The 22,659-nt window shown below is 60.7% G+C and carries 20 protein-coding genes, 1 tRNA gene, 2 pseudogenes and 1 other annotated feature; of the genes and pseudogenes, 14 read left to right on the top strand and 9 right to left on the bottom strand.

All coding sequences use genetic code 11. The features are described 5' to 3' along the window. Window positions 1-40: 40 nt before the first annotated feature. The 3 genes and pseudogenes from BLU32_RS09075 (at window position 41) to BLU32_RS09065 (ending at window position 2,634) form a co-directional block, all read left to right on the top strand. Window positions 41-1,269 (top strand): annotated as a pseudogene (locus BLU32_RS09075) (IS3 family transposase). After that, window positions 322-438, top strand: a sequence feature (AL1L pseudoknot). Its footprint overlaps the pseudogene before it by 117 nt. Window positions 1,270-1,318: 49 nt before the next feature. After that, a pseudogene (locus BLU32_RS09070) lies at window positions 1,319-1,735 on the top strand (site-specific DNA-methyltransferase); the annotation flags it as partial. Next, the gene (locus tag BLU32_RS09065; protein ID WP_197673727.1) at window positions 1,735-2,634 is read left to right on the top strand and encodes a DUF5681 domain-containing protein; all 900 of its coding nucleotides are present in this window, start codon (window positions 1,735-1,737) and stop codon (window positions 2,632-2,634) included. The pseudogene BLU32_RS09070 and the gene BLU32_RS09065, both read left to right, overlap by 1 nt. Here the strand turns inward: BLU32_RS09065 and cas6 are convergent. Beyond that, entirely contained in the window at window positions 2,625-3,200 is a 576-nt protein-coding gene (gene cas6 / locus BLU32_RS22440) for a CRISPR system precrRNA processing endoribonuclease RAMP protein Cas6 (RefSeq protein WP_256371433.1), read from the bottom strand. The genes BLU32_RS09065 and cas6 overlap by 10 nt on opposite strands. Before the next feature lie 99 nt (window positions 3,201-3,299). Here cas6 and BLU32_RS21760 point away from each other — a divergent pair, with 99 nt between their 5' ends. The 6 genes from BLU32_RS21760 (at window position 3,300) to BLU32_RS21740 (ending at window position 7,637) form a co-directional block, all read left to right on the top strand. Further along, window positions 3,300-4,124, top strand: coding sequence for a hypothetical protein (locus BLU32_RS21760; RefSeq protein ID WP_157727589.1), 825 nt, complete (start codon window positions 3,300-3,302; stop codon window positions 4,122-4,124). After that, entirely contained in the window at window positions 4,105-4,728 is a 624-nt protein-coding gene (locus BLU32_RS21755; RefSeq protein ID WP_157727588.1) for a hypothetical protein, read from the top strand. The genes BLU32_RS21760 and BLU32_RS21755 overlap by 20 nt, the downstream gene beginning before the upstream one ends. Next, window positions 4,709-5,701: a hypothetical protein gene (locus BLU32_RS21750; RefSeq protein ID WP_157727587.1), complete on the top strand. Its 993-nt coding sequence runs from the start codon at window positions 4,709-4,711 to the stop codon at window positions 5,699-5,701. The genes BLU32_RS21755 and BLU32_RS21750 overlap by 20 nt, the downstream gene beginning before the upstream one ends. 70 nt (window positions 5,702-5,771) lie before the next feature. Continuing rightward, window positions 5,772-5,993: a hypothetical protein gene (locus tag BLU32_RS09045; RefSeq protein WP_157727586.1), complete on the top strand. Its 222-nt coding sequence runs from the start codon at window positions 5,772-5,774 to the stop codon at window positions 5,991-5,993. Further along, a complete protein-coding gene (locus BLU32_RS21745) occupies window positions 5,983-6,288 on the top strand; it encodes a hypothetical protein (protein ID WP_157727585.1) in 306 nt (101 codons plus the stop codon). The genes BLU32_RS09045 and BLU32_RS21745 overlap by 11 nt, the downstream gene beginning before the upstream one ends. Before the next feature lie 395 nt (window positions 6,289-6,683). Next, window positions 6,684-7,637: a hypothetical protein gene (locus BLU32_RS21740; RefSeq protein ID WP_157727584.1), complete on the top strand. Its 954-nt coding sequence runs from the start codon at window positions 6,684-6,686 to the stop codon at window positions 7,635-7,637. Window positions 7,638-7,661: 24 nt separating this feature from the next. Here the strand turns inward: BLU32_RS21740 and BLU32_RS09035 are convergent. Then, window positions 7,662-7,735: transfer RNA gene (locus BLU32_RS09035), tRNA-Gln, on the bottom strand. A 1,044-nt stretch (window positions 7,736-8,779) separates the two neighbouring features. Here BLU32_RS09035 and BLU32_RS09030 point away from each other — a divergent pair. The 3 genes from BLU32_RS09030 (at window position 8,780) to guaB (ending at window position 12,312) form a co-directional block, all read left to right on the top strand. Then, window positions 8,780-9,934 carry a Ppx/GppA phosphatase family protein gene (locus BLU32_RS09030; RefSeq protein WP_172838551.1) on the top strand — a complete coding sequence of 385 codons (1,155 nt, stop codon included), beginning with the start codon at window positions 8,780-8,782 and terminating at the stop codon, window positions 9,932-9,934. Then, window positions 9,931-10,629, top strand: coding sequence for an RlmE family RNA methyltransferase (locus tag BLU32_RS09025; RefSeq protein ID WP_093806308.1), 699 nt, complete (start codon window positions 9,931-9,933; stop codon window positions 10,627-10,629). Before BLU32_RS09030 ends, BLU32_RS09025 begins: the two co-directional genes overlap by 4 nt. Before the next feature lie 180 nt (window positions 10,630-10,809). Further along, window positions 10,810-12,312 (top strand): IMP dehydrogenase, encoded by a 1,503-nt coding sequence (guaB, locus tag BLU32_RS09020; RefSeq protein WP_093806306.1) that lies wholly within the window; start codon window positions 10,810-10,812, stop codon window positions 12,310-12,312. A gap of 132 nt (window positions 12,313-12,444) precedes the next feature. Here the strand turns inward: guaB and BLU32_RS09015 are convergent, their stop codons facing one another. Further along, window positions 12,445-12,645, bottom strand: coding sequence for a hypothetical protein (locus BLU32_RS09015; RefSeq protein WP_093806304.1), 201 nt, complete (start codon window positions 12,643-12,645; stop codon window positions 12,445-12,447). Between the two features lie 381 nt (window positions 12,646-13,026). Here BLU32_RS09015 and BLU32_RS09010 point away from each other — a divergent pair, with 381 nt between their 5' ends. After that, window positions 13,027-14,322, top strand: coding sequence for an RsmB/NOP family class I SAM-dependent RNA methyltransferase (locus BLU32_RS09010; RefSeq protein WP_093806302.1), 1,296 nt, complete (start codon window positions 13,027-13,029; stop codon window positions 14,320-14,322). Between the two features lie 24 nt (window positions 14,323-14,346). On the opposite strand, the gene BLU32_RS09005 is transcribed toward BLU32_RS09010, so the two are convergent. After that, window positions 14,347-15,918 (bottom strand): Ig-like domain-containing protein, encoded by a 1,572-nt coding sequence (locus BLU32_RS09005; RefSeq protein WP_093806300.1) that lies wholly within the window; start codon window positions 15,916-15,918, stop codon window positions 14,347-14,349. 178 nt (window positions 15,919-16,096) lie between these two features. Between BLU32_RS09005 and BLU32_RS09000 the strand changes: the two genes are divergently transcribed. Next, entirely contained in the window at window positions 16,097-16,699 is a 603-nt protein-coding gene (locus BLU32_RS09000) for a TIGR00730 family Rossman fold protein (RefSeq protein WP_093806298.1), read from the top strand. A 107-nt stretch (window positions 16,700-16,806) separates the two neighbouring features. Here BLU32_RS09000 and BLU32_RS08995 read toward each other — a convergent pair whose 3' ends face one another. The 5 genes from BLU32_RS08995 to alr form a co-directional block, all read right to left on the bottom strand. Next, window positions 16,807-17,550 carry an SDR family NAD(P)-dependent oxidoreductase gene (locus tag BLU32_RS08995; RefSeq protein ID WP_093806296.1) on the bottom strand — a complete coding sequence of 248 codons (744 nt, stop codon included), beginning with the start codon at window positions 17,548-17,550 and terminating at the stop codon, window positions 16,807-16,809. A 6-nt stretch (window positions 17,551-17,556) separates the two neighbouring features. Next, window positions 17,557-19,032 (bottom strand): amidophosphoribosyltransferase, encoded by a 1,476-nt coding sequence (gene purF / locus BLU32_RS08990; protein WP_093806294.1) that lies wholly within the window; start codon window positions 19,030-19,032, stop codon window positions 17,557-17,559. Between the two features lie 158 nt (window positions 19,033-19,190). Continuing rightward, window positions 19,191-19,829: a CvpA family protein gene (locus tag BLU32_RS08985; protein ID WP_093806292.1), complete on the bottom strand. Its 639-nt coding sequence runs from the start codon at window positions 19,827-19,829 to the stop codon at window positions 19,191-19,193. A gap of 215 nt (window positions 19,830-20,044) precedes the next feature. Beyond that, window positions 20,045-21,442 carry a DNA repair protein RadA gene (gene radA, locus BLU32_RS08980; RefSeq protein ID WP_093806290.1) on the bottom strand — a complete coding sequence of 466 codons (1,398 nt, stop codon included), beginning with the start codon at window positions 21,440-21,442 and terminating at the stop codon, window positions 20,045-20,047. Further along, a complete protein-coding gene (gene alr, locus BLU32_RS08975) occupies window positions 21,442-22,629 on the bottom strand; it encodes an alanine racemase (RefSeq protein WP_244501822.1) in 1,188 nt (395 codons plus the stop codon). Before alr ends, radA begins: the two co-directional genes overlap by 1 nt. Window positions 22,630-22,659 lie beyond the last annotated feature (30 nt).

The raw sequence follows: 22,659 nt of genomic DNA, 5'->3' as shown, positions 1-22,659 counted from the left end.
TTTGCCGGAGGCTCCAACTCCTGAGCAGGATGGAGCCGATATGAGCAAGACAACAAACAGGTTTTCAGTTGAAGTCCGTGAACGTGCCATCCGCATGGTGCTCGACCATGAAGCCGAGCATCCATACCGGTGGGCCGCGGTGTCTTCTATCGCGGCCAAGATCGGCTGCGCGCCGGCGACGCTGCATGAATGGGTCAAGTAGGCAGAGGTCGATAGTGGCAAACGAGGCGGCCTGCCGAGCGATGCGGCCGAGAAGATGAAAGCTCTTGAGCGGGAAAACCGTGAGCTTCGACAGGCCAACGAGATCTTGCGCAAGGCGTCTGCATATTTCGCGATGGCGGAGCTCGATCGCCCACTGAAGCGATGATTGCCTTCATCGCAGAACACCGGGGTGTGTTTGGGGTCGAGCCGATTTGCAGACTGCTGCCGATTGCCCCATCGACCAATTACGAGAATATCGTCAAGCGGGTGGACTTGGATCGCCTGTTGTCCCGCGCTCGCCGCGATATCGCGCTGAAGATCGAGATCCGCCGTGGTTTTTAGAGAAATTCCGGGTTTATGGCGTGGGCAAGGTCTGGCGGCAATTGCAGCGGGAAGGCTTCGATGTCGCCCGTTGTACCGTTGCCTGGTTCATGAGGGCCATGGGGCTTCTGGGGATCATCCGGGGCAAACCGGTCAAGACGCCGTTCCCGGACAAGTCTGCGCCAAGTCCGTTTGACCGTGTGAACCGCCAGTTCAGGGCTCCGGCGCCGAACAGGCTCTGGTTTTCAGATTTCACCTTTGTCGCCGCCTGGCAGGGCTTCGTCTATGAGGCCTTCGTCATCGACGCGTTTGCCCGGCGTATCGTCGGTTGGCGCGTCAGCCGGACGGCGCATGCCCCCTTCGTTCTCGATGCTCTGGAACAGGCGCTTCATGATCGGCGTCCCGTTCATGGCGGCGGCCTCGTGCATCGCTCCGACAGGGGCGTTCAATACGTGTCCATTCGCTATTCGGAGCGGCTGGCCGAGGCTGGTATCGAGCCCTCCGTCGGAAGCGTTGGCGACTAGCTACGACAATGCTCTCGCCGAAACGATCAGCGGGCTCTACACGGCCGAGGTCATTCATCGGCGTGGGCCATGGTGCAGCTTCGAAGCTGTCGAGTTCGCGACACTCGAATGGGTCGACTGGTTCACTCACAGGCGCTTGCTGGAGCCGATAGGAAACATCCCTCCGGCTGGAGCGGAGGAACAATACTACGCCACGCTGAAACAATCGGCAGTGGCCGCATAACTTAAACAAAACAGCCTCCGGCAAACCCGGCGCGGTTCGGTATCGCACCAATGTCTGGGACTATCCCGGCATCAGTTCGCTTGGAGCCAACCGCGCTAAGGAGCTGGCGATGCACCCGACCGTGAAGCCGGTGGCCTTGATTGCGGACGCGATACGCGATTGTTCAAAACGTGGCGATACGGTTCTCGACGTCTTCGGCGGATCCGGCTCGACCTTGATCGCAGCAGACCAGTGCGGCCGGGTTGCCCGGCTGATCGAGATCGATCCGCTTTACTGTGACACCATCCTTCGACGGTTCGAACGGGTCACCGGCGAGCCGGCGAAGCTGGCTGAGACCGGCGCCTGGTTTGCAAATGTTGCCAGGGAACGCCTGGGCGAAATCGATAGCGCCTCCACCAAAATCGGCGTTCCCGAGAAGGACGGCATCGGCAGCGCTTCCATCGCCGCGATCGCGGGAGACAGGTGATGGCTGTCAAAAGAAACAAGTCCCGCAAGCCCGGGTCAAAGGATATCAGGGCGGTCCCGACCCGTTTGCAAAAAGCCCTTCTGGACGAGGCGAACCGCACGGTTACGATCACCAGCGATGGCCGCCAGCAGAACGTTCGGGTTGAACAGGTGGTCACCCGAAAGCTGCTTCAGATGGCGGCGAACGGCTCTGTTCATGCGTTGAGCAATGCGGTCAACGAAATCAATGTGGCACAACGGCTTGAGCAGCGCCGGATCGATGAGGACGTGACGTTCGGGTATCGCCTACGGGCGCACCAAAAAATGCTTCTGGAGCGGGCTCTCAAGACAGGTCAGGATCCGAACTCGGTTCTGCCGCATCCCGATGACATTGAGGTGATCCCGGGCGTCGGCTACAGGGTGCTGGGACCGTGGGATGAGACGGAATTGAAGATCATCCGTTCCAACTGCACCAGGCGGGATGTTCTGATCCTTCAGGCAGCCCTTGAAGATCGCCTGTTGGGTGCGAACCGTGATCCCGAGCCTTCTGCGGAAATCGGGTCCCCTGGCAAAGGCTCTGCGCTCATCATGGTCCAGTTCCTGAACCACGGTTTGCCTGCCCGGTTCCGCAAGTCGACGATCGAGATCGTCATGGATCTGGCCCGCCATGCCCGGATGAGCAAGCGCGCGTTGCTCAAGGCCGCCCACGGCGCCTGGGCATCGATAGGACGGCCAAAACCGCGCGGATGGACCACGCCTCCCGGCCAGATAACCTCCCGACGGGTGGCGCGATTGCAGGACGATTGCATGGATCTCCTGCGCGAGATTGTTGCGGGCAGGGTCGCTGGAGAGACGGCAACAGCTGCAAGGGTGGAAGAGATGATGTCGGAAAACGGGGCGGGTCTCCGCTCTCACGGATAGACGACGAGGTCGAACCAGCCGAGCCCCATCGAGGCATGGCTTCCCGTGTTCGTTTCGGCTGCAATCGAGAGATAGGGCAGGAGAGGGCGCAAATCACCGGTCAGGCGCAGCGTGCCGAGATAGCCCTTCATCGGGATCGGAGTGTCGCCCTGGCGCACGGAGTTCCGGGACCAGCGATGGACGGTCAGGTCGCGCTCGTCGAGGTTGAGGGCCTCGATTGCGTCGGTCAGGGCGTTCGTTGTCCGGATCCGGAGCGATTGCCAGGGCGCAAGCGCCTGGACGCGGCGGGGTATGCTCCTCAGGATCGAGGTGGCGGCACCGACCACGTCGCGCTTTCGGCGCACGGCAACCGGCGTGCGGAACAGCAGAACCGCAGCGCTTGCCTGCTCCGCAGGCGCGATGTCGCCTTCATTGACCCATCTCGTGTTCAGTACCTCGAGCGGGCGACGCGACGGGTATGTGATTTCTGGTGGAATTTCTGTTCCCAGGGTTGTGTTTCGTTTCCGTTTCTGCCTTGAATGCAATTCATGGGTTGTGTGCGTGTTGCGGGATGGGTCTAAGTCCACACGCTGCTGTTCTGACGTCGCACGGCGTGGGTGACTGGCCGTTTTCCCGCAATCCTGTGTCCGACGGGGATCGAAGCTCCGTCGGTTTGGGGGTGGGTTGTGAGGGAAAGACTGTCCAGCGAAGACGCCGGTCGGGACGGCCTCCTGGAGGGGGCGTCGCCGGGTGTGGCGGATAGTGCAGCGTTTGCACGCGGGGCCGAGGCCCGTCTGCAAGCCGCTGTCGGCGTTTCCGCCGCGCCGACGGTCGTATCGGCGCAGGCGGACGCGGGTCCGGTCGCGACCGGCGCTTCGACAACTGGCGCTTCAAGATCCGGCGTTTCGATATCGGGAGCCTCGAACGTCGACGCCCCGGTATCCGGCGTTCGGGCGGAGAGTCTCTCGGCGCCCAATACCGCCTCGACGGAACATCGGGCTGAAGCCCCGCGCCTCCGATTGCGGCTGGCGCGCGACACCGAGGCCGATTATCGCGCGGCGCTGGCGCTGGCGCGCGAGTTTCATGGACGTACGATTTTCCGCGACAGTCCTTTCAGTGAGGCCAAGGCGCGCCGGCTGTTCGAACGTGCGGTGGCCCGGCCCGAGCGTTATGGTTTGATCCTGGCGGAGCGTTGGGGACGTGCCGATGGCGCGCCGGGCGGTCTCGTCGGCTTTGCCTATGTGCAGGCGGGGGAGTATTTTCTGGCGGAGCGGGATCTCTTGGCGACGGTCCTTGCGCTGGTTACAAAGCAGGAAATCGCGGCAACGCCGCTCGGCGGTCGTGCCGCACTGAGGTTGGTCGCGGCGGTGCGCCAATGGGCGCGGGAGCGGGCCTGCAAACATGTGCTGGTTCATGCAACGGGCGGGATCGATCCGGCACGGACGGACCGCTTCTTCCGTCGGTGTGGGTTCAAGGTCATGGGTGGGAATTATGCGGCAAAGAGCTATTAATTTTACAAGAATTGATTGCAATATACTTTTTAAAACAATTATATTTATCAATATTTTTGTTTTTGCAATTTATTTGTTTGTTGATGAAGTAAAATCCTCCAATACATTAATTAATGAGAATTCACTGAGGGATCAATTAAAATTCGATATTGAGAATGTGTTTGGGAGGCGAGGTGTTGTCGATATTTCTATCGAAGAGTGTATTGTAAACGTTCGGGTAAATAACAATTTTTGCCCGCTTCCCGAAACTGTTCGGCAATATAGTTATCGAATAAATCTAAATGAATTTGATCGTATTTTTATTGATAATGGTCATATGCCTCTTGGAAAGGTGATGGCTAATTTTATTTTTAAAGATGAAATTGCAGGAAAGCTGGATAGTGTCAATTTTTCTGACTTGATGAATAAGCGGATATTGGACAGCATTTCTGTAAATAGTAGAATTATAATAGAAAGATGTGACGGTCAAATTTATCATCAAGTAAATCGTTCTGGATTCGAATTTTCTTTATCTATGAAGGGTGCAGATCATTTTGAGGAAAGTATAAATTTTTATAAATCAGCAATGTGCGATCGAGAAAAGCATGAAAAAAGAGAACGCTAACAGCTTTGCAACATATCGTGGGTTTGACCCTTACGAAGTGCGGTATACTCAAATTGCAGACCGTTCACTGTTTGGTATTGTTGAAGGGGCAAATTCTGCGAGGACATATGTAGATCGGGGAGGGCGGCTGCCCGATCTCTTGGGCGCGGTCGCGGTTGAAATAGGTAGTGCGGCGACTGATATTGCGGTTCAGGCGGTGACTGGGCGGGCAGTGAAAGCGGTTCGACCAATTGCAGAAGCAATCATAAATACCACTCGTTTAACCGCCGACCATATAATAAATAAAAATCTGAGTATCGAAAAATTCGATACGATGCAAAGACTTGCGAACCTTGAATTAGAAAGAAGGCTGGATGGAGGTTTACCTCTTGGGCCGCTTGATGCGCCTTACACAAATTTTAATGGAATTCCGGCTGATGACGTAAGTGGGCAGGTGGTTAATTTTTGGGGCCAGCCTGTTTATTCGACGATTGAAGACTTTTTAAATTCAACGAAGTGTTTTTCAAATGATGTGAAGATACAGGTCGATAGCGATCAAAGTCTTACAATTTCGGACATCTGTCCCGGCGATATCGTTCTCTCCTTCGACCCCTCTGCCAATAAAGGCCGAGGCGCGCTTGTCCCTAAACGCGTCACGCGCATCTTCACCAATATCACCGAGGAATGGCTGCGACTGGCATGGGTCGAAAATGGCGAGGAGAAGGAACTCGTCACGACGCCGGGGCATCATTTCCTCGACCGCATCGGCAACTTCCCGCAGATCGAACGGATGATCGCGGACGGCGTCGGAACCGTCATTCTCGCCGATGGGTCGGAGGCGACGGTGACCGCCGAGCGGATAGTCTATTGTGCCGAAACGGCCGACATGTTCGAGCAGGCGGAAGGTTGGGTCGCGCCGGCTGTTCTAGCGGGCGGTCGCCCGGCCCGACCGATACGGTTTGATCCTGGCGGAACGGCCGGGGCGGGGCGATGACCATGGGAAGGGTCTTGTCGGCTTTGCCTATGGGCAGGCGGGAGAGTATTTTCTGGCGGAGCGGGATCTCTTGGCGACGGTCCTTGCACTGGTTACAAAGCAGGAAATCGCGGCAACGCCGCTCGGCGGTCGTGCCGCGTTGAAGCTGGTCGAGGCGGTGCGGCAATGGGCGCGGGAGCGCGCGTGCAAGCATCTGCTGGTTCATGCAACAGGTGGCATCGCGCCGGCGCGCACGGACCGCTTCTTTCGTCGGTGTGGATTCAAGGTCGTGGGTGGGAATTATGTTTTATGAACGGCGCAAGTTTTTTTGCTTTGGTGAAAAACCTCAGGCAGTGAGTTTAGTGCAAATAATTTTTTTTGGATTTGTTGTAATTTTTTCAGTTTCCCTCTCTCCCTCAAAAGTTTTAGCGAGCAATCTCATAAAAGTAATAGAGAGGGATGTTGATATAAAGCCTTTTTTCGATATTTTTGATCAAAAATTACGAAAATATACAAATTCCTATTTCAATATAATCACAACTTATCATGGCTCTTTTGTGAATATTGGCCGTTATGCAAATTTCATTATTATTGAGAGGGGGGGGTAATTGACGGTCGCGAAATAAAGCTAAAGATACACGAGGAACTCAGTTTTCTACGTTTAGATCTCGAAAGTTATGAAATAATCGAGATCAATAGTGGTGGGTGTTTTGTTTATTTGTCGCAAGATGGAGTTAAAATATTATCATCTGCAATATTTATTGATTCGAGTGTGGGTTTTTCTCAAAAAATTAGATGCCTAAATATTGCGATAGCTCGATCTTTTGGAGTTGAATTTGAATTTTCTGAAATACCGGATTTTCTCATTCAGCCTATTACAATGTATTTATTGAAATTGAGAGAATTTTGCATGAATAGTTCAAAGAAAGATATTTGTATTAATGATCACGTTGCGTCTCAGTTGCGTCAAATTCTAAATAAGATTTCAAATTAGGGGGTGGAAATGTCTGATTTCTGGGATGGTATTGAAGCGACTGTCGATTTTGATCCCCATCTTGGTTCTTCTGTTCAGGGTAGTGTAGGAGCCTATGGAGGGCATTTTGGCGGTGAAATTGATATTTCAACAGGGAATCGGACGGGATATTTTGGGCAAGACTTAGGTCTTTTTAGTAGATCTGTTTCTGGTCGCGCCGGTGAAATTCAGAACTGGGACGATGTAACTTATTCCGCCGGAATGGAGGGTTACATTGGAATAGGGGGAGGGTTTTCATTAGATACAGAGGGTTATGTTACGCTTAAAGTGGGTTCCGGAGGGTATGCAAAAGTAGCAGGCATTTCTTTTGGAACTGCGGGGACATTCAATTTTAAATTTAAGGCAATTCCAATTAAAACTAACTTTTATGAAAAATTTTCTGAATATGAAGCCTTATTAAATAAAGGCTATTCTCCGGGCGTATTCGGCTTTAATTCCTCTCCTCGAGGAGATTGGGCTAAGTGTTTTCCTGGTTATATAGTTATTGAGCTTATTTCGGACGAATCATGTCCAATTTCATTGTTGGCCCCGGGTGATTTGGTCCTGTCATTTGATCCTGGCACTTTTAAAGGTCGCGGCGGCCTCGTCCCGAAACGCGTCACGCGCATATTCGCAAACATTACAGAGGAATGGCTGCGTCTGACGTGGGTCGAGAATGACGAGGAGAACGAACTCGTCACGACGCCGGGGCATCATTTCCTCGACCGCATCGGCAACTTCCCGCAGATCGAACGGATGATCGCGGGTGGTGCCGCGACCGTCATTCTTGCCGACGGATCGGAAGCGACCGTGACTGCCGAGCGGATCGTCTATTGTGCCGAAACGGCCGACATGTTCGAGCAGGCGGAAGGCTGGGTCACGCCGGAGGTCGGCAACCTCGCGCTCAAGCCCGGGCGGCAGTCGCTTTTCGACGCCGGTATCTAACACTGAATGTCGGAGAAGGGTGGTTGGCTGGGGAACCTGGATTCGAACCAGGACTAACAGAGTCAGAGTCTGCGGGTCTACCGTTAACCTATTCCCCAAGACCGTGAGCGACGGGCACCTGTGTGCGCGTCACTGTCCATACGCCGCGTTTTATGAATCTCGGCACGCGCTGTCAAGGGTGGATCTGTCGTGCCTTGCCTTCGGTGGAGCGCGAACCGCCGGCGTGTGGGGCTGCCCGCGCTCAAGGTAGCGGGAGGGCCTGCGTGCCGATCGGGAATGGAGGAGGATATCGTTTGGGAACCGGCACAAGGCGGCGAGCGCTGGTGGGTCGAACGGGCCTGCCGATCGGTCGGGCGCTTTGACGAAATCGGGTGGCGCTGCTTTCCGCGTTTGCGTTTTTGCAAGAAGCAAATTGTTTCAAGTCGCATCAACTTCATGTGAAGGGCTCCTGCTCAGTTCAACACATTGCGAGACGTCAAAAGGATGGTAAACTGCATGTAACGAGAGACCAGCTCAGGCCCATGACTTCAAAGGTCTGACCAGCCGAGGCGCGCGCGAGCCGCCGGCGAGGACAAAAAGTGAGCGAATCGGGAAAGATTGGGCCGTGTTCCGACCGGCCTCATCCCGACGCGGAAACGGATGCAGAGGCGGGCGCCGCAGGGCGCCGCCGTGGATCTGGCAGGAAACGCAAGCGGCGCGGCGGAAAAGGCCCCGTCGCCCAAGGTTCCGCGGAGGGACTGTCGGCCGGAGTGCCGGACCATCACGGCGCGCAGGCCCCCACGAGCGCGGCGGATCGTGTATCGGTCGCCGCCGCAAAAACCGGCCGGGACGCGTCGCTTCCCGGAAAGCCGGGCCGGGAAGGCCCGGCTCATGGTGGTGTGTCTGTCGATGGCATTGCACAACCGGTGTCGGCTGAAAATGGACCGGGGCCAACCAAGAAGCGGCGCGGGAAGCGGCGGCGCAAGCCGAATCGTGCCGAGCGCCGAGCCGAGAAACCATCCTCGCCACATCTTTTGGACACGGGTGTCGCCTTTGGCACGCCTGCGCGGCTGCACGCTCCGACACGCGAGCAGACCGCAGCCGAAGACCGCGCGCGCGACCATGCCCGATCCATCCGGCCGGCGGCCGGGGGCCAGATATGGATGACGCGGTCGAAAGACGGTGCGCGCGGACAGCGCGGGCCGGATGAGGGGCAGGAACAGTCCCATCGCGCGGGGCGCGGGGCGCAGCGTGTTGGTGCACCCGCGGGTTTCGATCCGGCCAGCGCGCAGCGGCTTTATGCGGCGCTTGATCTTGGCACAAACAATTGCAGACTGCTGGTGGCGCGCCCGGAAATCCGCGGATTTCGCGTCGTCGACGCCTTTTCCAAGATTGTTCGCCTTGGGGAGGGGCTCAGTCACAACAATCGCCTCGGCGAGGCGGCGATGGACCGGGCGATCGAGGCGCTCGGCTGTTGCCGGGACAAGATGCGCGACCGGGGGGTGGACCGGGTGAGGCTGATTGCAACCGAGGCCTGCCGGGCGGCGGAAAACGGTCCGTTGTTCATCGAGCGGGTCTTTCAGGAGACCGGCCTGGCGCTGGAAATCGCGACGCGGGAGACCGAGGCGCGTCTCGCCGTTGCCGGATGCGCGTCTCTGGTCGATCCGGACGCCAACGGCGTGGTTCTCTTCGACATCGGGGGCGGATCGTCGGAAATCGTCTGGCTGGACCTGCGCAATCGCTGCGGCGCGCGCGGGGTGGCGCTGACGCGGTTCATCCGGGACTGGACCTCGTTGCCCGTCGGTGTCGTCAACCTTGCCGAGCGCCACGGCGGCCGCCATGTATCGGCGGACACCTTCGAGGCCATGGTCCAGGATGCGCGCCAGCATCTGGAAGCATTTTCACTGGGCCGGGAACTGACTGACGCGATCTGCGACGGAAAGGTTCACATGCTCGGCACGTCGGGCACGGTGACAACGCTCGCCGGCGTGCATTTCGGACTGAAGCGCTATGACCGGCGCCGGGTCGATGGTGCCTGGATGGACGCCGACGACGTCACGGCAATGATTGAGCGTTTGCGCGCGATGCCCTATGAGGAGCGCGTGGGAAACCCCTGCATTGGTGCGGATCGTGCGGATCTGGTACTCGCCGGCTGCGCGATCCTGGAAGCGATCCGCAGGCGTTGGCCGTGCCAGCGACTGCGCGTGGCCGACCGGGGCCTGCGCGAAGGAATCTTGATGGAACTCATGTCCGCCGACCGGGTCTGGCGGCGCAAGGACCCGCCGAAGTATCGCGGCCGGGGAAGGAAGCAAAAATGAGCGGATCGGGCCGTGGCCGCGGCGATCGCGGCATGTTCGAGCGGGTCAAAACCGCCAAGCGGCGCACCAACTCGTCGGCGCGCTGGCTGCAGCGCCAGTTGAACGACCCCTATGTTCGCGCCGCGAAGATCGACGGCTACCGATCGCGCGCGGCCTACAAGATCCTCGAGATCGACGACAAGCACCATATCCTCAAGCCGGGCCAGCGGATCATCGATCTTGGCGCGGCACCCGGCGGCTGGTGCCAGGTCGCTGCGGTGAAAACCGGCTCGACCGATCAGGATCCGCGGATTGTCGGGATCGATTATCTCGAGGTGGAGCCCTTGCCGGGGGTCACGCTCCTGCTCAAGGATTTTTTGGACGATGACGCCCCTGAAGCCCTGCGGGCGGCTCTCGGCGGACATGCGCCCAACCTCGTAATGTCGGACATGGCGGCGCCGACCACAGGGCACCGGCAGACGGATCACTTGCGCACGACTCACCTGTTCGAGGTCGCCGAGGAATTCGCCCGCGAGAATCTGGCACCCGGCGGGGCCTTCCTGTCGAAGGTGTTTCGTGGCGGCGCGGAGAACGAGGCGCTCGCCAGGCTCAAGCGGGACTATCAGTCGGTGCATCACATCAAGCCTCCGGCGAGCCGTAAGGAAAGCCCGGAACTCTATGTTCTTGCAAAAGGGTTTCGCGGCGGAGCGGGGTGAACCGGCTCCTGCGAGGCCGATTGCGCCTTCGCATGCACAGGAGAACCGCGTTATCCTGCTTTCCTTCCTGTCACGCCCGTGTTAATGACCCGCGCCAACTTCTCTTATTCGCGACGCTTCGTCCCCGGTGGGTTTTTCGCTTCCGGCGGCAGGCGGTATTTCCTGAAAGGGGATTGGCACATGGCTGAATTCTACCAGTCGCTTCATGGCACAGAAGCGTTGACCTTCGACGATGTGCTCCTGATGCCGGGGCACTCCGAGGTGCTTCCGGCCGAGACCGATCTCCGGACCCGCGTGACACGGGACATCGAGCTCAACTTCCCGCTGCTGTCCAGCGCAATGGACACGGTGACCGAGGGACGCCTCGCCATCGCGATGGCGCAGGCCGGCGGCATTGGCGTGGTGCATCGCAATCTGACGATGGACCAACAGGCGGAAGAGGTCCGCAAGGTCAAGAAGTTTGAATCCGGAATGGTTGTCAATCCGCTGGTGATCGGCCCGGATGCCACGCTTCAGGACGCATTGGACCTGATGGAGCGCTTCAGCATTTCCGGTGTTCCGGTGGTGGAGAACGGTGGTTCGGGAGGGCAGCATGTCGGCCGTCTTGTCGGCATCCTGACAAATCGAGATGTCCGGTTTGCCTCCGACCCCAGCCAGCGTGTCTATGAGCTCATGACGCGCGAGGAACTGGTGACCGTGCGCGATTCGGTGAGCCAGGCCGAGGCCAAGCGCTTGCTGCATCATCATCGCATCGAGAAACTCCTGGTGGTGGACGACACGCAGAACTGCGTCGGGCTGATCACCGTCAAGGACATGGAAAAAGCGCAGCTCAACCCCAATGCCTCAAAGGACGACCAGGGCCGGCTGCGCGTCGCTGCGGCGACCAGTGTCGGCCCGGAGGGATTTGAGCGTGCCGAACGGCTCGTCGATGCCGGCGTCGATCTTGTGGTGGTGGACACCGCGCACGGTCACTCGGAACGCGTTCTCGAGATGGTGCGGCGCGTCAAGACGCTCTCCAATTCGGTGCAGGTTCTCGCCGGCAACGTTGCGACCGGCGACGGAACCCGAGCCCTGATCGACGCCGGGGCGGATGCGGTAAAGGTGGGCATCGGCCCTGGTTCGATCTGTACCACGCGCATTGTTGCCGGTGTCGGGGTTCCTCAGCTCACCGCCATCATGGAAGCATGCAAAGCGGCCAACAACGACGGCGTGCCCGTCATCGCCGACGGCGGGATAAAGTATTCGGGAGATCTCGCCAAGGCTCTGGCCAGTGGCGCTTCTGCCGCCATGATCGGATCGCTGTTTGCCGGAACCGATGAAAGCCCGGGTGAGGTTTATCTGTATCAGGGGCGTTCCTATAAGGCGTACCGTGGCATGGGCTCCGTTGGCGCCATGGCGCGCGGCTCTGCAGACCGCTATTTCCAGGCTGAGGTGCGAGATGCACTGAAACTGGTTCCGGAAGGGATCGAGGGGCAAGTGCCGTACAAGGGCCCGCTGGAAAGCGTTCTTCACCAGTTGGCTGGCGGCTTGCGGGCCGCGATGGGATATGTCGGGGCTGGCACGCTTCCGGAATTCCAGGAAAAAGCACGGTTCGTGCGGATATCCGGTGCGTCCCTGCGCGAAAGTCATGCGCACGATGTGACGATTACGCGGGAGAGCCCGAACTACCCCTCGAATGTTTAGAGCGGCACGCGCTGGAAACGACAAAAAAGCTCCGGGACAGGGTCCCGGAGTTCTTGATCAGGAATAGCGGATGGTGTCAGGTCTTGTCCAAGGTCGCGCGACTGGCAGCGCCTCGCTGACGAAAACGGTATCTCAGGCGCCGAAGTCCGGGTCATCGACCTTGGTGTTGCGGCCCTTGCGTTTCACCTGCGACATCTCCAGCAGGCGATGCGCACAGGCAACGAGGAGTTCCGGAGATTCACCACGCATGTCCTCTGCGGCATATTCGAAGTAGGCCTTCCAAGCCTTGATTTCCTTGCTTGGATCAACTGTTCCGTCGGTTCTATCGGTCATCGCTTCCACCTCCAATTTACAACAGAAAACGCGATGAGACGTTATGGAAGCGTTATTTCTTTCAGGCCCAAAGACACGTGCTAGTTGAGTAGAAGTTGTAAACTGATATTATTTACGAGGCGTTCCTACTTTGGGTTGTTAAGCTGATCTCTATTCGCGTTGATATTATTTTTGACTGCCGTGGGTGGGTCCGGTGTGCAGCCGTTGGCAAGCCTCAATGGATCGGCTAAAGCAGCAACAACTGAAGTTGGTGTTTCAAGGCGCTTCGGGGATTTGGCGGGCGTATCGAGACGACCGCGCAGCCGTCGTTGATCGAATCGGTTCAGAAACCGGCGTTAAGTCAATGACGGTGACAATAACACGTGATTTCGGGGAAAATGCATGAAGGACGGGGGCCGGCTGGCCGCGGCAATCGAGATCCTGGGTGACGTCGACACCAATCGACGGCCCGTGCAGGATGCGCTGAAGGACTGGGGGCGTCAGCATCGTTTCGCCGGGTCCGGTGATCGTCTGGTAATCGCCAACCTTGTGTTCGATGCCTTGCGCAAGCGCCTGTCCCTTGCGCATGTCATGGGGTCTTCAAGCCCGCGTGCGCTGGTTCTGGCCACCTATGCGCGCAGTTGGGGGCATGGCGCGGCGGAATTGGCACAGGTGCTGGAGAACGACCGTTTTGCGCCGGCGCCGCTCGAGCCTGAGGAGGTCGCGTTGCTGGAAAAGCCTCTGGACGCGGAAGCTCCCGCTCATGTGCGTGCGGACGTTCCGCTGTGGCTCTGGCCTCACTTTGAAGAGGCATTCGCCGGCGATGCGGTGGACGAAGGGTCCGCTCTTGCCGCACGCGCGCCCATCGACATGCGCGTCAATCTTTTGAAGGGAGATCGGGAACGCCTCCGCAAGCGTCTTTCGCACCTTGGTGTTGCCGACACTCCGATTTCTCCGGTTGGACTGCGTTTGCCGCCGCCGCCGGGAAAGGAGCGGGTTCCGCACGTGCAAGCGGAAGAGGGCTTCCGCAAGGGCTGGTTCGAGCTGCAGGATGAAGCAAGTCAGATCGCTGCCTTGCTCGCCGCGTCCGTCGAGCCGACGCAGGTTCTGGACTATTGCGCGGGTGGGGGCGGCAAGACGCTGGCGCTCGCCGGCGCGTTGGGCAATCGCGGACAGATCTATGCCCATGACGTCAGCAAGCTGCGGCTCGCCCCGATCTTCGAGCGGCTGCAAAGGGCGGGCGCGCGAAATGTCCAGACCCGCGATCCGGACACCGGGCGGCTCGACGATCTGGAAGACCGGATGGATCTGGTTTTTCTTGACGTTCCTTGCTCCGGCACCGGTGTGTGGCGTCGCCGGCCGGATTCGAAGTGGCGCATTACCGCGAATGCGCTTTCTGGACGGATGCGCGAGCAGCGCGAGGTGTTGGCGCTGGCGAGCCGCTACGTACGGCCGGGCGGTTACCTTGCCTATGCGACATGTTCGCTGCTTCCGTGCGAGAACCAGACTCAGGTGCGCGCGTTTCTGTCCGAAAACCCCGCCTTTCGAGCGGAGCCCCTGTTGCCGCGCTGGGAGCGGGTTTTCGGGGCCGATGCGGCCAAGCCGCGATTTACGGAAGAGGGATTTGCGACCCTCAGTCCGGCTGGAACAGCCACGGACGGCTTCTTCGTCGCGCTGTTGAAGCGCGAGGCCGCCTGACGGCTTTTCGTCTGGCCGCCTCGTTTAATTGGCGGCCGGCCAGTTCCGATCATTTTCCGGCATCATGAACACCTGACCCGGATAGATCAGGTCCGGATTTCGGATCTGATCCCTGTTCGCCTGATAGATCGTGGTGTAGCGCAGCCCCTCGCCATAGCGTCGCTGTGAGATTGTCCAGAGGTTATCGCCGCTGCGGATGATGATGCTCGGGATCTGCTGCGCACCGGCGCCCGCACGCGCACCGTCGCCGGCACCCGCGGAACCGGTTGCGCTCACCGGCCGCAGCACGATTTCATCCGCTGCCTTTTCGAATGTGACCTGTGCTCGGGCAACCACCGTTCCGCTGTCTGGAAGGATCTGGTCCGCCCGCACATCCACTTCGCCGGGGGAAACCTCGTTTTCCGTCTCCATCAGCCAGCGACCCTTGCTGTCGGTGGTGGTTTCGCCGATCAGCGTGTTGTCGAAATACACACGGACATCGGAGTTCGGTTTGCCCGCACCGGCAACGAACACCTTGCTGTTCTCCGTTTCCACAGCCTCGACCGTCACCTGCGGGAGGGCCGGCTCCGCGTTCTTGTCATCGCCGGATCGCGGAGCGGTCTGACCGGAGCCGGCGGGTTCTTGGGCCGTCTCGTCGACGTACGTCGGACGCGCGGCCACGTCAGGCGCGGCTGCTTGGGATGTGTCGGACGTCTCTGGTGGGGCTTGCTCTGCTGGAGGTGCCCGGGATTCCGTGATGTCATCCCGGGAAGCGGGTGACTGTGCTTCGTTTGGGAGCACGGCATCGAGTTCCGGCATTTCATCGGGGGCTGAGGGCGCTGCCGAGCCGGTGCCCGGTTTGGCGTTTTGCGGGTCAGCCGCGGCGTCCGTGTCCAGTGCGGCCATTTCCCGGGACGTAGTGGTTGTCTCGTTCGACGGTGTCGCAGCCGTGTCTGTCGTAACCGTGGTTTCCGGTTTTTGCAGGACCTGGGAGGCGGTGCCTGGTGCGTTCAACATCACCAGGGCTTCGCCGGTCTTCGGGTCATCGGGGACGGACACGGCCATCGACTGGCGCGATTCGCGCTTGACCGCGCCCGTGTCGTCCTGCGTTTCCAGGGTGACGGCATGGGCGCCCGGATCGAGTGGCGTATCGAGCACGATGGCGAATTCCCCCGCCGCGTTTGCGATGCCCTTGCCGACCACCTTGCCGTTGGAAAGAAGCGCGACGATCGCGCCGGCTTCGGAGCGTCCGGCAACGACGGTCGAACCGTCAGGCTCGACGCGCATCAGGTCGAAAGTCGGTTCGCTGTCTTCGGTGTTTGCTTGGGCGGTGTCGTTGGGGGCCGGGAGGTTGCCGTCGGTCTGCGCCGTAACTGTCTTTGATGTCTGCGGTTTTAGCGCGTCCGCATCCGGCGCATCCGAACGCGTCCGGTTCGTGGTCTCCGTGTCTTTCTGGGCATCGGTGGAAGATGCCTGGGTGTCCGGAGTGTCTGCTGATCTGGAGGCAATACGTTCGTTTCCCGGCTCTTTCTGAAGCTGCCAGAGCCCGATGCCAAGCGCACCGGCGCCGACGATCCCGGCAAGAATGAGCAATTGAACGACGACTTTCCGCGACATGCCAGATCCGTTCCCTGAGGTCACCAGGTTGTCCGGGTCGGTTTCAACAGCTCCTGGAGCGTGAATCCTGTCGACCCCCTACCTTTTCTAGATGGTTATATGCTTATTCCGGGGGCGGCAAGCAACCGGTCGGTTCGTGCATATTGACCGGCCTTCGCCACGGTGCAAAACAGGGCGTATGAGCGACATGAAAACGATTTGCGTCTACTGCGGCACCGGAGAGGGCGCGACGCCTGCCTATCTGGCCGCGGCCACCGAACTCGGACGCCGCATCGCGGCCGAGGGCCTTTCCCTTGTCTATGGGGGCGGGTCCATCGGGCTGATGGGCGCGGTCGCCCGCGCCACGCTGGACAACGGCGGCCATGTCACCGGGGTCATCCCGCGCTTTCTGGAGGAGCGCGAAGTGATGATGCAGACGGTGAGCGATCTCGTCGTGACCGATGACATGCATGAGCGCAAACGCATCATGTTCGACCGCGCTGATGCGTTCGTTGCCCTGCCGGGAGGCATAGGCACCCTTGAGGAGGTGGTGGAGGTTCTGACCTGGGGTCAACTCGGCCGTCATCGCAAGCCCGTGGCCCTTGCCGATATCAACGGGTTCTGGCGGCCGCTCGTGGACCTTCTGGAACACATGCGGGAAGAGGCATTCATTCGTCCGGGCTTCGAAATAGCCTACAATGTCTGCCCGACGGTGGCTGATATCCTGCCGACCCTTCGTGCGGCCTGCGCGGCCGCAGACGATGATGAGGGCGCCAATGTCGCCGATCTGGAACGGCTGTAGATCGCGGTCTGCGCACCAAGATCTCGATGTTTCAGATCAATGTGAAACATCTGTATTATTCACAATAAAAACCCTGGCGCATCTCGCTGCGTCAGGGTCTTTTTTTGTTACGAGGTTACTTGAAAGAAACTTCGTAACTCCTTTGAAGGAAAGTCATAAAGAAGGCCGTTGTCCTTGTTCTCCGGCGCGGCCAGATCAAGCAGGCAAGGCGCCAGTTCGCTTGGGTGAGCGAGAGTGTCTGCGTTTTCTCCGGGCATCGCCTCGGCGCGCATCGCGGTGCGCATCGGCCCCGGATTGACCAGCATGCCTGTGATTGGGGTCTGTCGGGTCTCGGCGACATAGGTGCGCAGCAGGGCCTCGAGCGCGGCCTTGGAGACCGAATAAGGTCCCCAATACGCCTTGCAACTGTGCGCGGCGCCAGAGGTCAGGGCGACGACGCGGCCGGCGTCCGACTGGCGCAGCAGCGGGTCGAGCGAGCGCAGCAGCCGCCAGTTTGCGGTGACATTCACCGCCATTACCCTGTCCCAGGTCTTGGGCGTCACATGCCCGAGCGGGGAGAGGCCGCCCAGAATGCCGGCGTTGGCGATCAGGACGTCGAGCTTTTTCCAGCGCTCGTGGATAGCCGCGCCCAGTCGGTCGATCGCATCAACGTCGGTCAGGTCGACCGGCACGAGCGTTGCCTGGCCGCCGGCGGTGCGGATTTCGTCGTCGAGCTCTTCCAGTCCTCCGACCGTCCGGGCGAGGGCGATCACATGCGCGCCTTCGCCAGCCAGCGCCTTGGCTGCATGATAGCCGATGCCGCGCGAGGCGCCGGTGACGACAGCAACGCGTCCCTCAAATCGTTTCTGCATGCGTGATTATCCCACTTCGACGAGGCGCGGCATATGCGACACGTCATCGTCATCGGCCATGTCGGTCAGCGGCGTCGGATAGTCACCGGTGAAGCAGTGGTCGGTGAACTGAGGGTTTTCCTTATCGCGCCCCTCGTAGCCGATCGCCTTGTAGATCCCGTCGACGGACAGGAACGCGAGGCTGTCGGCGCCGATGTAATTGCGCATTTCCTCAAGGCTGTATTTGGCAGCCAGAAGCTTTTCGCGGACCGGTGTGTCGATGCCGTAATAGTCGGAATAGCGGATCGGCGGCGAGGCGAGGCGGAAATGCACTTCGCGCGCGCCGGCCTCGCGGATCATCTGGACGATTTTCACCGAAGTGGTGCCGCGCACGAGGCTGTCGTCGATCAGCACCACGCGTTTGCCCTCGATCTGGGCCCGGTTGGCGGAATGCTTGAGCTTGACGCCGAGCGTGCGGATCTGCTGGGTCGGCTCAATGAAGGTGCGACCGACGTAGTGGTTTCGGATGATGCCGAGTTCGAACGGAATGCCGGAGGCTTCCGCATAACCAAGTGCGGCCGGGACGCCCGAATCCGGCACCGGCACGACGACATCGGCGTCGACTGCGGATTCCAGCGCGAGCTGGCGACCGAATTCCTTGCGCACGTTGTAGACACTGCGTCCGCCCAGGATCGAGTCGGGGCGCGAGAAGTAGACATACTCGAAGATGCACGGCCGGGCAGGCCGCCGACCGAACGGGAAGAAGCTCTCGATACCGCTCGGCGTGCAGACCACGACCTCGCCGTTCTCGACCTCGCGGATGAACTTCGCGCCGATGATATCGAGCGCGCAGGTCTCGGATGCGAGGATCGGAGCGCCGTTGAGATCGCCAAGCACCAAGGGGCGGATGCCGAAGGGATCGCGCGCACCGATCAGCTTCTTGCGGGTGAGGGCGACCAGCGAGTAGGCACCTTCCATCTGCAGGATCGCGTCGATGAACCGGTCGACGATCTTTCCCTTGCGCGAGCGCGCGACGAGTTGGAGCACGACCTCGGAATCCGAGGTGGACTGGCAGATCGCGCCATCCTTGATCAATTCCCGGCGCAGGGTCATCGCATTGGTAAAATGCCCGTTGTGACACACCGCGATGCCGCCGCCGTCGAGTTCTGCAAACAACGGCTGCACATTGCGCAGGATCGTCTCGCCGGAAGTGGAGTAGCGCACGTGGCCAATGGCGTAGGGACCTGTCAGGCGCCCGATCGTCTCCGCGTCGGAGAAATGGTCGCCGACAAGGCCCTGGTGGCGCTCGGAGCGAAATTGGCTGCCGTCGAAGGTGACGATGCCGGCGGCTTCCTGTCCGCGATGCTGAAGCGCATGCAGGCCGAGCGCCGTGATCGCCGCCGCGTCGTCATGGCCAAGGATGCCGAAGACGCCGCACTCCTCGCGCAGCGTGTCGCCGTCCAGCTCTTCGCGTGTGAATTCCGCCATGGTGTTGCCGGCCATCGTCCTGCTCCTGATTGTCACGCCTGCGCCGGTGCATCAGCACCCGACAGCGTGAACCCTTTGCCGACGCCGCACAAGCGAGCGCCCGGGTGTCTGTTGATCCCTTTCAACCGCAAAAGGCGGGTCTGCTGCGTATTCGCACCAGCCGTATTGACCACTCAATTGGTGGATGAGCCGGACGTCGTCAACTGCTCGAGTCCGCGCCGTTCGGTATCGGAGTAACCTTGCTCTTCTGCAGGGGCGGCCTGGGTCTGCGGTGCGCTTTCGTCAGAGGAGGGTCTTGCGCCGTTGCGGATGCGGTTGAGGATCGCTTCCTCAGGATCGTCGGGAAGCGCCGCCACAAGCCTGTTGCCGATCGAATCGAGCATGGGCTTCGACTTGGCGCCGGCGATCCAGCCCGGCTGTTCCTGCGCGGGAACGAACCAGTTGAAGAAAAGCATCGCGACGACGACAAGCAACAGACCGCGCAGTGCACCGAAGACGAAGCCGAGTGAACGGTCGAGCGCGCCGATCCGGCTGTCGAGAACGAAATCCGAGATCCGCATGGTGATGTAACTCACCAGGATCAGGGTGATGAGAAAGACGCCGGCGACCGAAACGCCGAGCGCGACGTTTTCCTGCGCAATATATTGCTGAACGAAGGGCAGCACCTGCTTGTAGAGCAGAAAGGCGGCGATGGCCGCCGCGACCCAGGATGCGATGGACAGAACCTCGCGCACGAACCCGCGGATCATCGCGAGGATCGCGGACAGAAACATGATGACGAGAAGAATTCCGTCAAGAATTGTGATCGGCATTGCTCGGCACTGTCCCTGATCGCAGCCCATATGGCGTGTTGGACCCAGTCGTCCGCGTGGGCCCGGCGCGGAAAGTCTACTCCAAGGATCGCGATTCGCGCGCCGCCCGGTGGACGGCACCCTGCATTCGCTTTCCTGTCACGGCGCTGGCATCTGCGCAAGGACGGATGCGCGCGTCGTCCGTGTCTCGTCGTGTCCAGGCCCCGACGCAGCGGTTACCCGTCGCTCTCGCCCGCCCCGGCGCCCGACGCGATACGTGCCACCAGATCCGCGAGTTCCGACAGTCCGGTAACCTCTCCGGTCTCGCCCTTGCCGTCTGCCAGATTGGCTTCCGGAATGAAGGCCGCAGTAAAACCGAGTTTCTGGGCTTCCTTGAGGCGATTTTGCGCCTGTGAGACAGCCCGCACGGCACCTGACAGACTGATCTCGCCGAAATAGACGCAATCGGCGGGCAGGGCAACCCCGCTGAGAGATGAGACGAGGGCCGCGGCGACAGCCAGATCCGCGCCCGTCTCGGTCACGCGCAATCCTCCGGCGACATTCAGGTAGACGTCGTTTTGCGCAAAGCGCACGCCGCAACGCGCTTCGAGCACAGCCAGGATCATGGAAAGCCGCGCATTGTCCCAGCCGATCACCGCGCGGCGCGGTGTGCCGAGCGGCGAGGGGGCGACCAGCGCCTGGATCTCGATGAGCAGCGGGCGGGTGCCTTCCAGTCCGGCAAAGACGGCGGAGCCGGGCGTGCGGCCGGAGCGTTCTCCCAGGAAGAGCGCGGACGGGTTTGCGACCTCGCTCAAACCCTTGTCCGTCATCTCGAAGACGCCGATCTCGTCGGTCGCTCCGAAGCGGTTCTTTACCGAGCGCAGGATGCGGTACTGATGCGCGCCGTCGCCCTCGAAATAGAGCACCGCGTCGACCATGTGCTCGACGACCCGGGGACCGGCGATCTGCCCGTCCTTGGTGACATGGCCGACGAGAATGACTGTGGCGCCGCTCGATTTCGCGTAGCGCACCAGCGCCTGGGCCGAGGCGCGCACCTGCGTCACGGTTCCCGGTGTCGATTCCACCGTTTCCGTCCACAGCGTCTGGATGGAATCGATGATGACGAGTGCCGGCGCGGGACCGTCGGTCAGTGTCGCCAGGATGTCCTCGACGCTGGTTTCCGCCGCAAGCCCGACCGGCGCGTCCGTCAGCCCTAGGCGCGCGGCGCGCAGCCGCACCTGATCGATCGCCTCCTCGCCGGAAATATAGACAGCGCGATGGCCGCCGCGCGCAACCTCGGCCGCTGCCTGAATGAGCAGCGTCGACTTGCCGATGCCCGGATCGCCGCCGACCAGAAGCGCGGAGCCGCGCACGAACCCGCCGCCGGTGACGCGGTCGAGTTCGCCGACGCGGGTCTCGATGCGCGGCGGCGTCTCGGTTTCACCCGACAGGCCGACCAGCGGTACGACCCGCCCCTTGCGCCGGCTGGCGGGCACGGGAGATCCGCCGACACCCGCACCCGCACGCTCCTCGATCAGGCTGTTCCAGTCGCCGCAACTGTCGCAGCGCCCGGCCCATTTGGCGGCGACCGCGCCGCAGGACTGACAGACGAAGGAGGTCGACCGCTTGGCCATCAGCTCTCGCCTCTCGCGGTCAGAACCGGGAGATAGCGGCGGGAGAAACGCCGTCCGAGGCCGGTGAGCAATTCATAGCCGATGGTACCGGCGCAGCCGGCCGTCTCGTCAATCGGAATGTTGGCACCGAAGAGTTCGACGAAGGCCCCGCGTTGCGCCACGTCCGGCGGAACGGCACTCACGTCGAAGCCGGACATGTCCATCGACACCCGGCCGAGGATCGGCAGTCGGTAGCCCGCAAGCCAGGCATCGGCGCCGCGCTTTTCGTCGGTGGAGCCGGAGGCGCGCAGATAACCGTCCGCATAGCCGGCGGAGACCATGGCAACGCGCATGTCGGTGGGGGCGGTGAAGGTTGCACCATAGCCGATGGTTTCGCCGCGCTTGAGCTCATGCACCTGCAGGATGCGGCTTTCCAGCGTCACGACCGGTCGCAGCCGCGCCTGCGGCAGTTCAGAGGCGCTGGCGCCGTAGAGCGTGATGCCCGGACGGGCGAGGTCGAAATGATAGTCGCTTCCCAGGAAGATGGCGGCCGAATTCGCGAGCGATCGGCGGGCGCCAGGGAATAGCGCCGTCGCCTCCTGGAACCGGTCCAGCTGGACCTTGTTCATCGGGTGGTCGGGTCGGTCGGCGCAGGCCATGTGCGACATCACCAAGCCGGGTGAGAACCCCGAGGTCGGCTCCGCCGCGATTGTACGTGCCTGGTGGAGCGAAAGACCGAGCCGGCTGATCCCGGTGTCGACATGCAGGCCGGCTGGCGGCGGATCGCTCCGGCCGGCGATGAAACCGCGCCATTCGGCAACTTCTTCCATGGAGCCGAGCACCGGGCGAAGCCCGTGGGCGACGTAAAACTCCGCCGCGCCGGGATAGAGGCCGTTGAGAATGTGGATGGTGGCATCGGGAAGCCGCTCGCGCGTCGCCCTGCCTTCCTGCGGCGTGGCGACGAAGAAGGTTCGGCATCCCGCTGTCCAGAGCGTGGCGAGGCCCTGATCGGAGCCGAGGCCGTAGCAGTCGGCCTTGACGGCCGCGCCGCACTCTCCGTCGCCGGTCAGGCGCGCGTTGAGCGCCTGCCAGTTGGCGGCAAGCGCGTCCAGATCGATGGTGATGCGTCCGCCTTCGCCGGGATCGCCGGCGCCATGCATTGCATCATCGGGAGCGGGAGCGGAGTGATCGGTCAAACCTGTCCTCATCCATCCGGATTGGTCCCATCGCGCGGGTGG

Source organism: Stappia sp. ES.058, from assembly GCF_900105595.1.
Classification (GTDB): Bacteria; Pseudomonadota; Alphaproteobacteria; order Rhizobiales; family Stappiaceae; genus Stappia.
The sequence above is the reverse complement of the archived record's forward strand: the minus strand, read 5'-3'. Positions and strand labels throughout refer to the sequence as shown.

Bases quoted from the DNA above. Each gene is read 5' to 3' on its own strand.
- BLU32_RS21745 (WP_157727585.1), top strand. From the start codon at position 5,983: ATGTTTTATGAACGGCGCAAGTTTTTTTGCTTTGGTGAAAAACCTCAG.
- guaB (WP_093806306.1), top strand. From the start codon at position 10,810: ATGGCTGAATTCTACCAGTCGCTTCATGGCACAGAAGCGTTGACCTTC.
- alr (WP_244501822.1), bottom strand. From the start codon at position 22,629: ATGAGGACAGGTTTGACCGATCACTCCGCTCCCGCTCCCGATGATGCA.
- BLU32_RS21750 (WP_157727587.1), top strand. From the start codon at position 4,709: ATGAAAAAAGAGAACGCTAACAGCTTTGCAACATATCGTGGGTTTGAC.
- purF (WP_093806294.1), bottom strand. From the start codon at position 19,032: ATGGCCGGCAACACCATGGCGGAATTCACACGCGAAGAGCTGGACGGC.
- BLU32_RS09065 (WP_197673727.1), top strand. From the start codon at position 1,735: ATGGCTGTCAAAAGAAACAAGTCCCGCAAGCCCGGGTCAAAGGATATC.
- radA (WP_093806290.1), bottom strand. From the start codon at position 21,442: ATGGCCAAGCGGTCGACCTCCTTCGTCTGTCAGTCCTGCGGCGCGGTC.
- BLU32_RS09000 (WP_093806298.1), top strand. From the start codon at position 16,097: ATGAGCGACATGAAAACGATTTGCGTCTACTGCGGCACCGGAGAGGGC.
- BLU32_RS08985 (WP_093806292.1), bottom strand. From the start codon at position 19,829: ATGCCGATCACAATTCTTGACGGAATTCTTCTCGTCATCATGTTTCTG.
- BLU32_RS09030 (WP_172838551.1), top strand. From the start codon at position 8,780: ATGACGCGGTCGAAAGACGGTGCGCGCGGACAGCGCGGGCCGGATGAG.
- BLU32_RS09005 (WP_093806300.1), bottom strand. From the start codon at position 15,918: ATGTCGCGGAAAGTCGTCGTTCAATTGCTCATTCTTGCCGGGATCGTC.
- BLU32_RS09025 (WP_093806308.1), top strand. From the start codon at position 9,931: ATGAGCGGATCGGGCCGTGGCCGCGGCGATCGCGGCATGTTCGAGCGG.
- BLU32_RS09015 (WP_093806304.1), bottom strand. From the start codon at position 12,645: ATGACCGATAGAACCGACGGAACAGTTGATCCAAGCAAGGAAATCAAG.
- BLU32_RS21740 (WP_157727584.1), top strand. From the start codon at position 6,684: ATGTCTGATTTCTGGGATGGTATTGAAGCGACTGTCGATTTTGATCCC.
- BLU32_RS08995 (WP_093806296.1), bottom strand. From the start codon at position 17,550: ATGCAGAAACGATTTGAGGGACGCGTTGCTGTCGTCACCGGCGCCTCG.
- BLU32_RS09010 (WP_093806302.1), top strand. From the start codon at position 13,027: ATGAAGGACGGGGGCCGGCTGGCCGCGGCAATCGAGATCCTGGGTGAC.
- BLU32_RS21755 (WP_157727588.1), top strand. From the start codon at position 4,105: ATGCGGCAAAGAGCTATTAATTTTACAAGAATTGATTGCAATATACTT.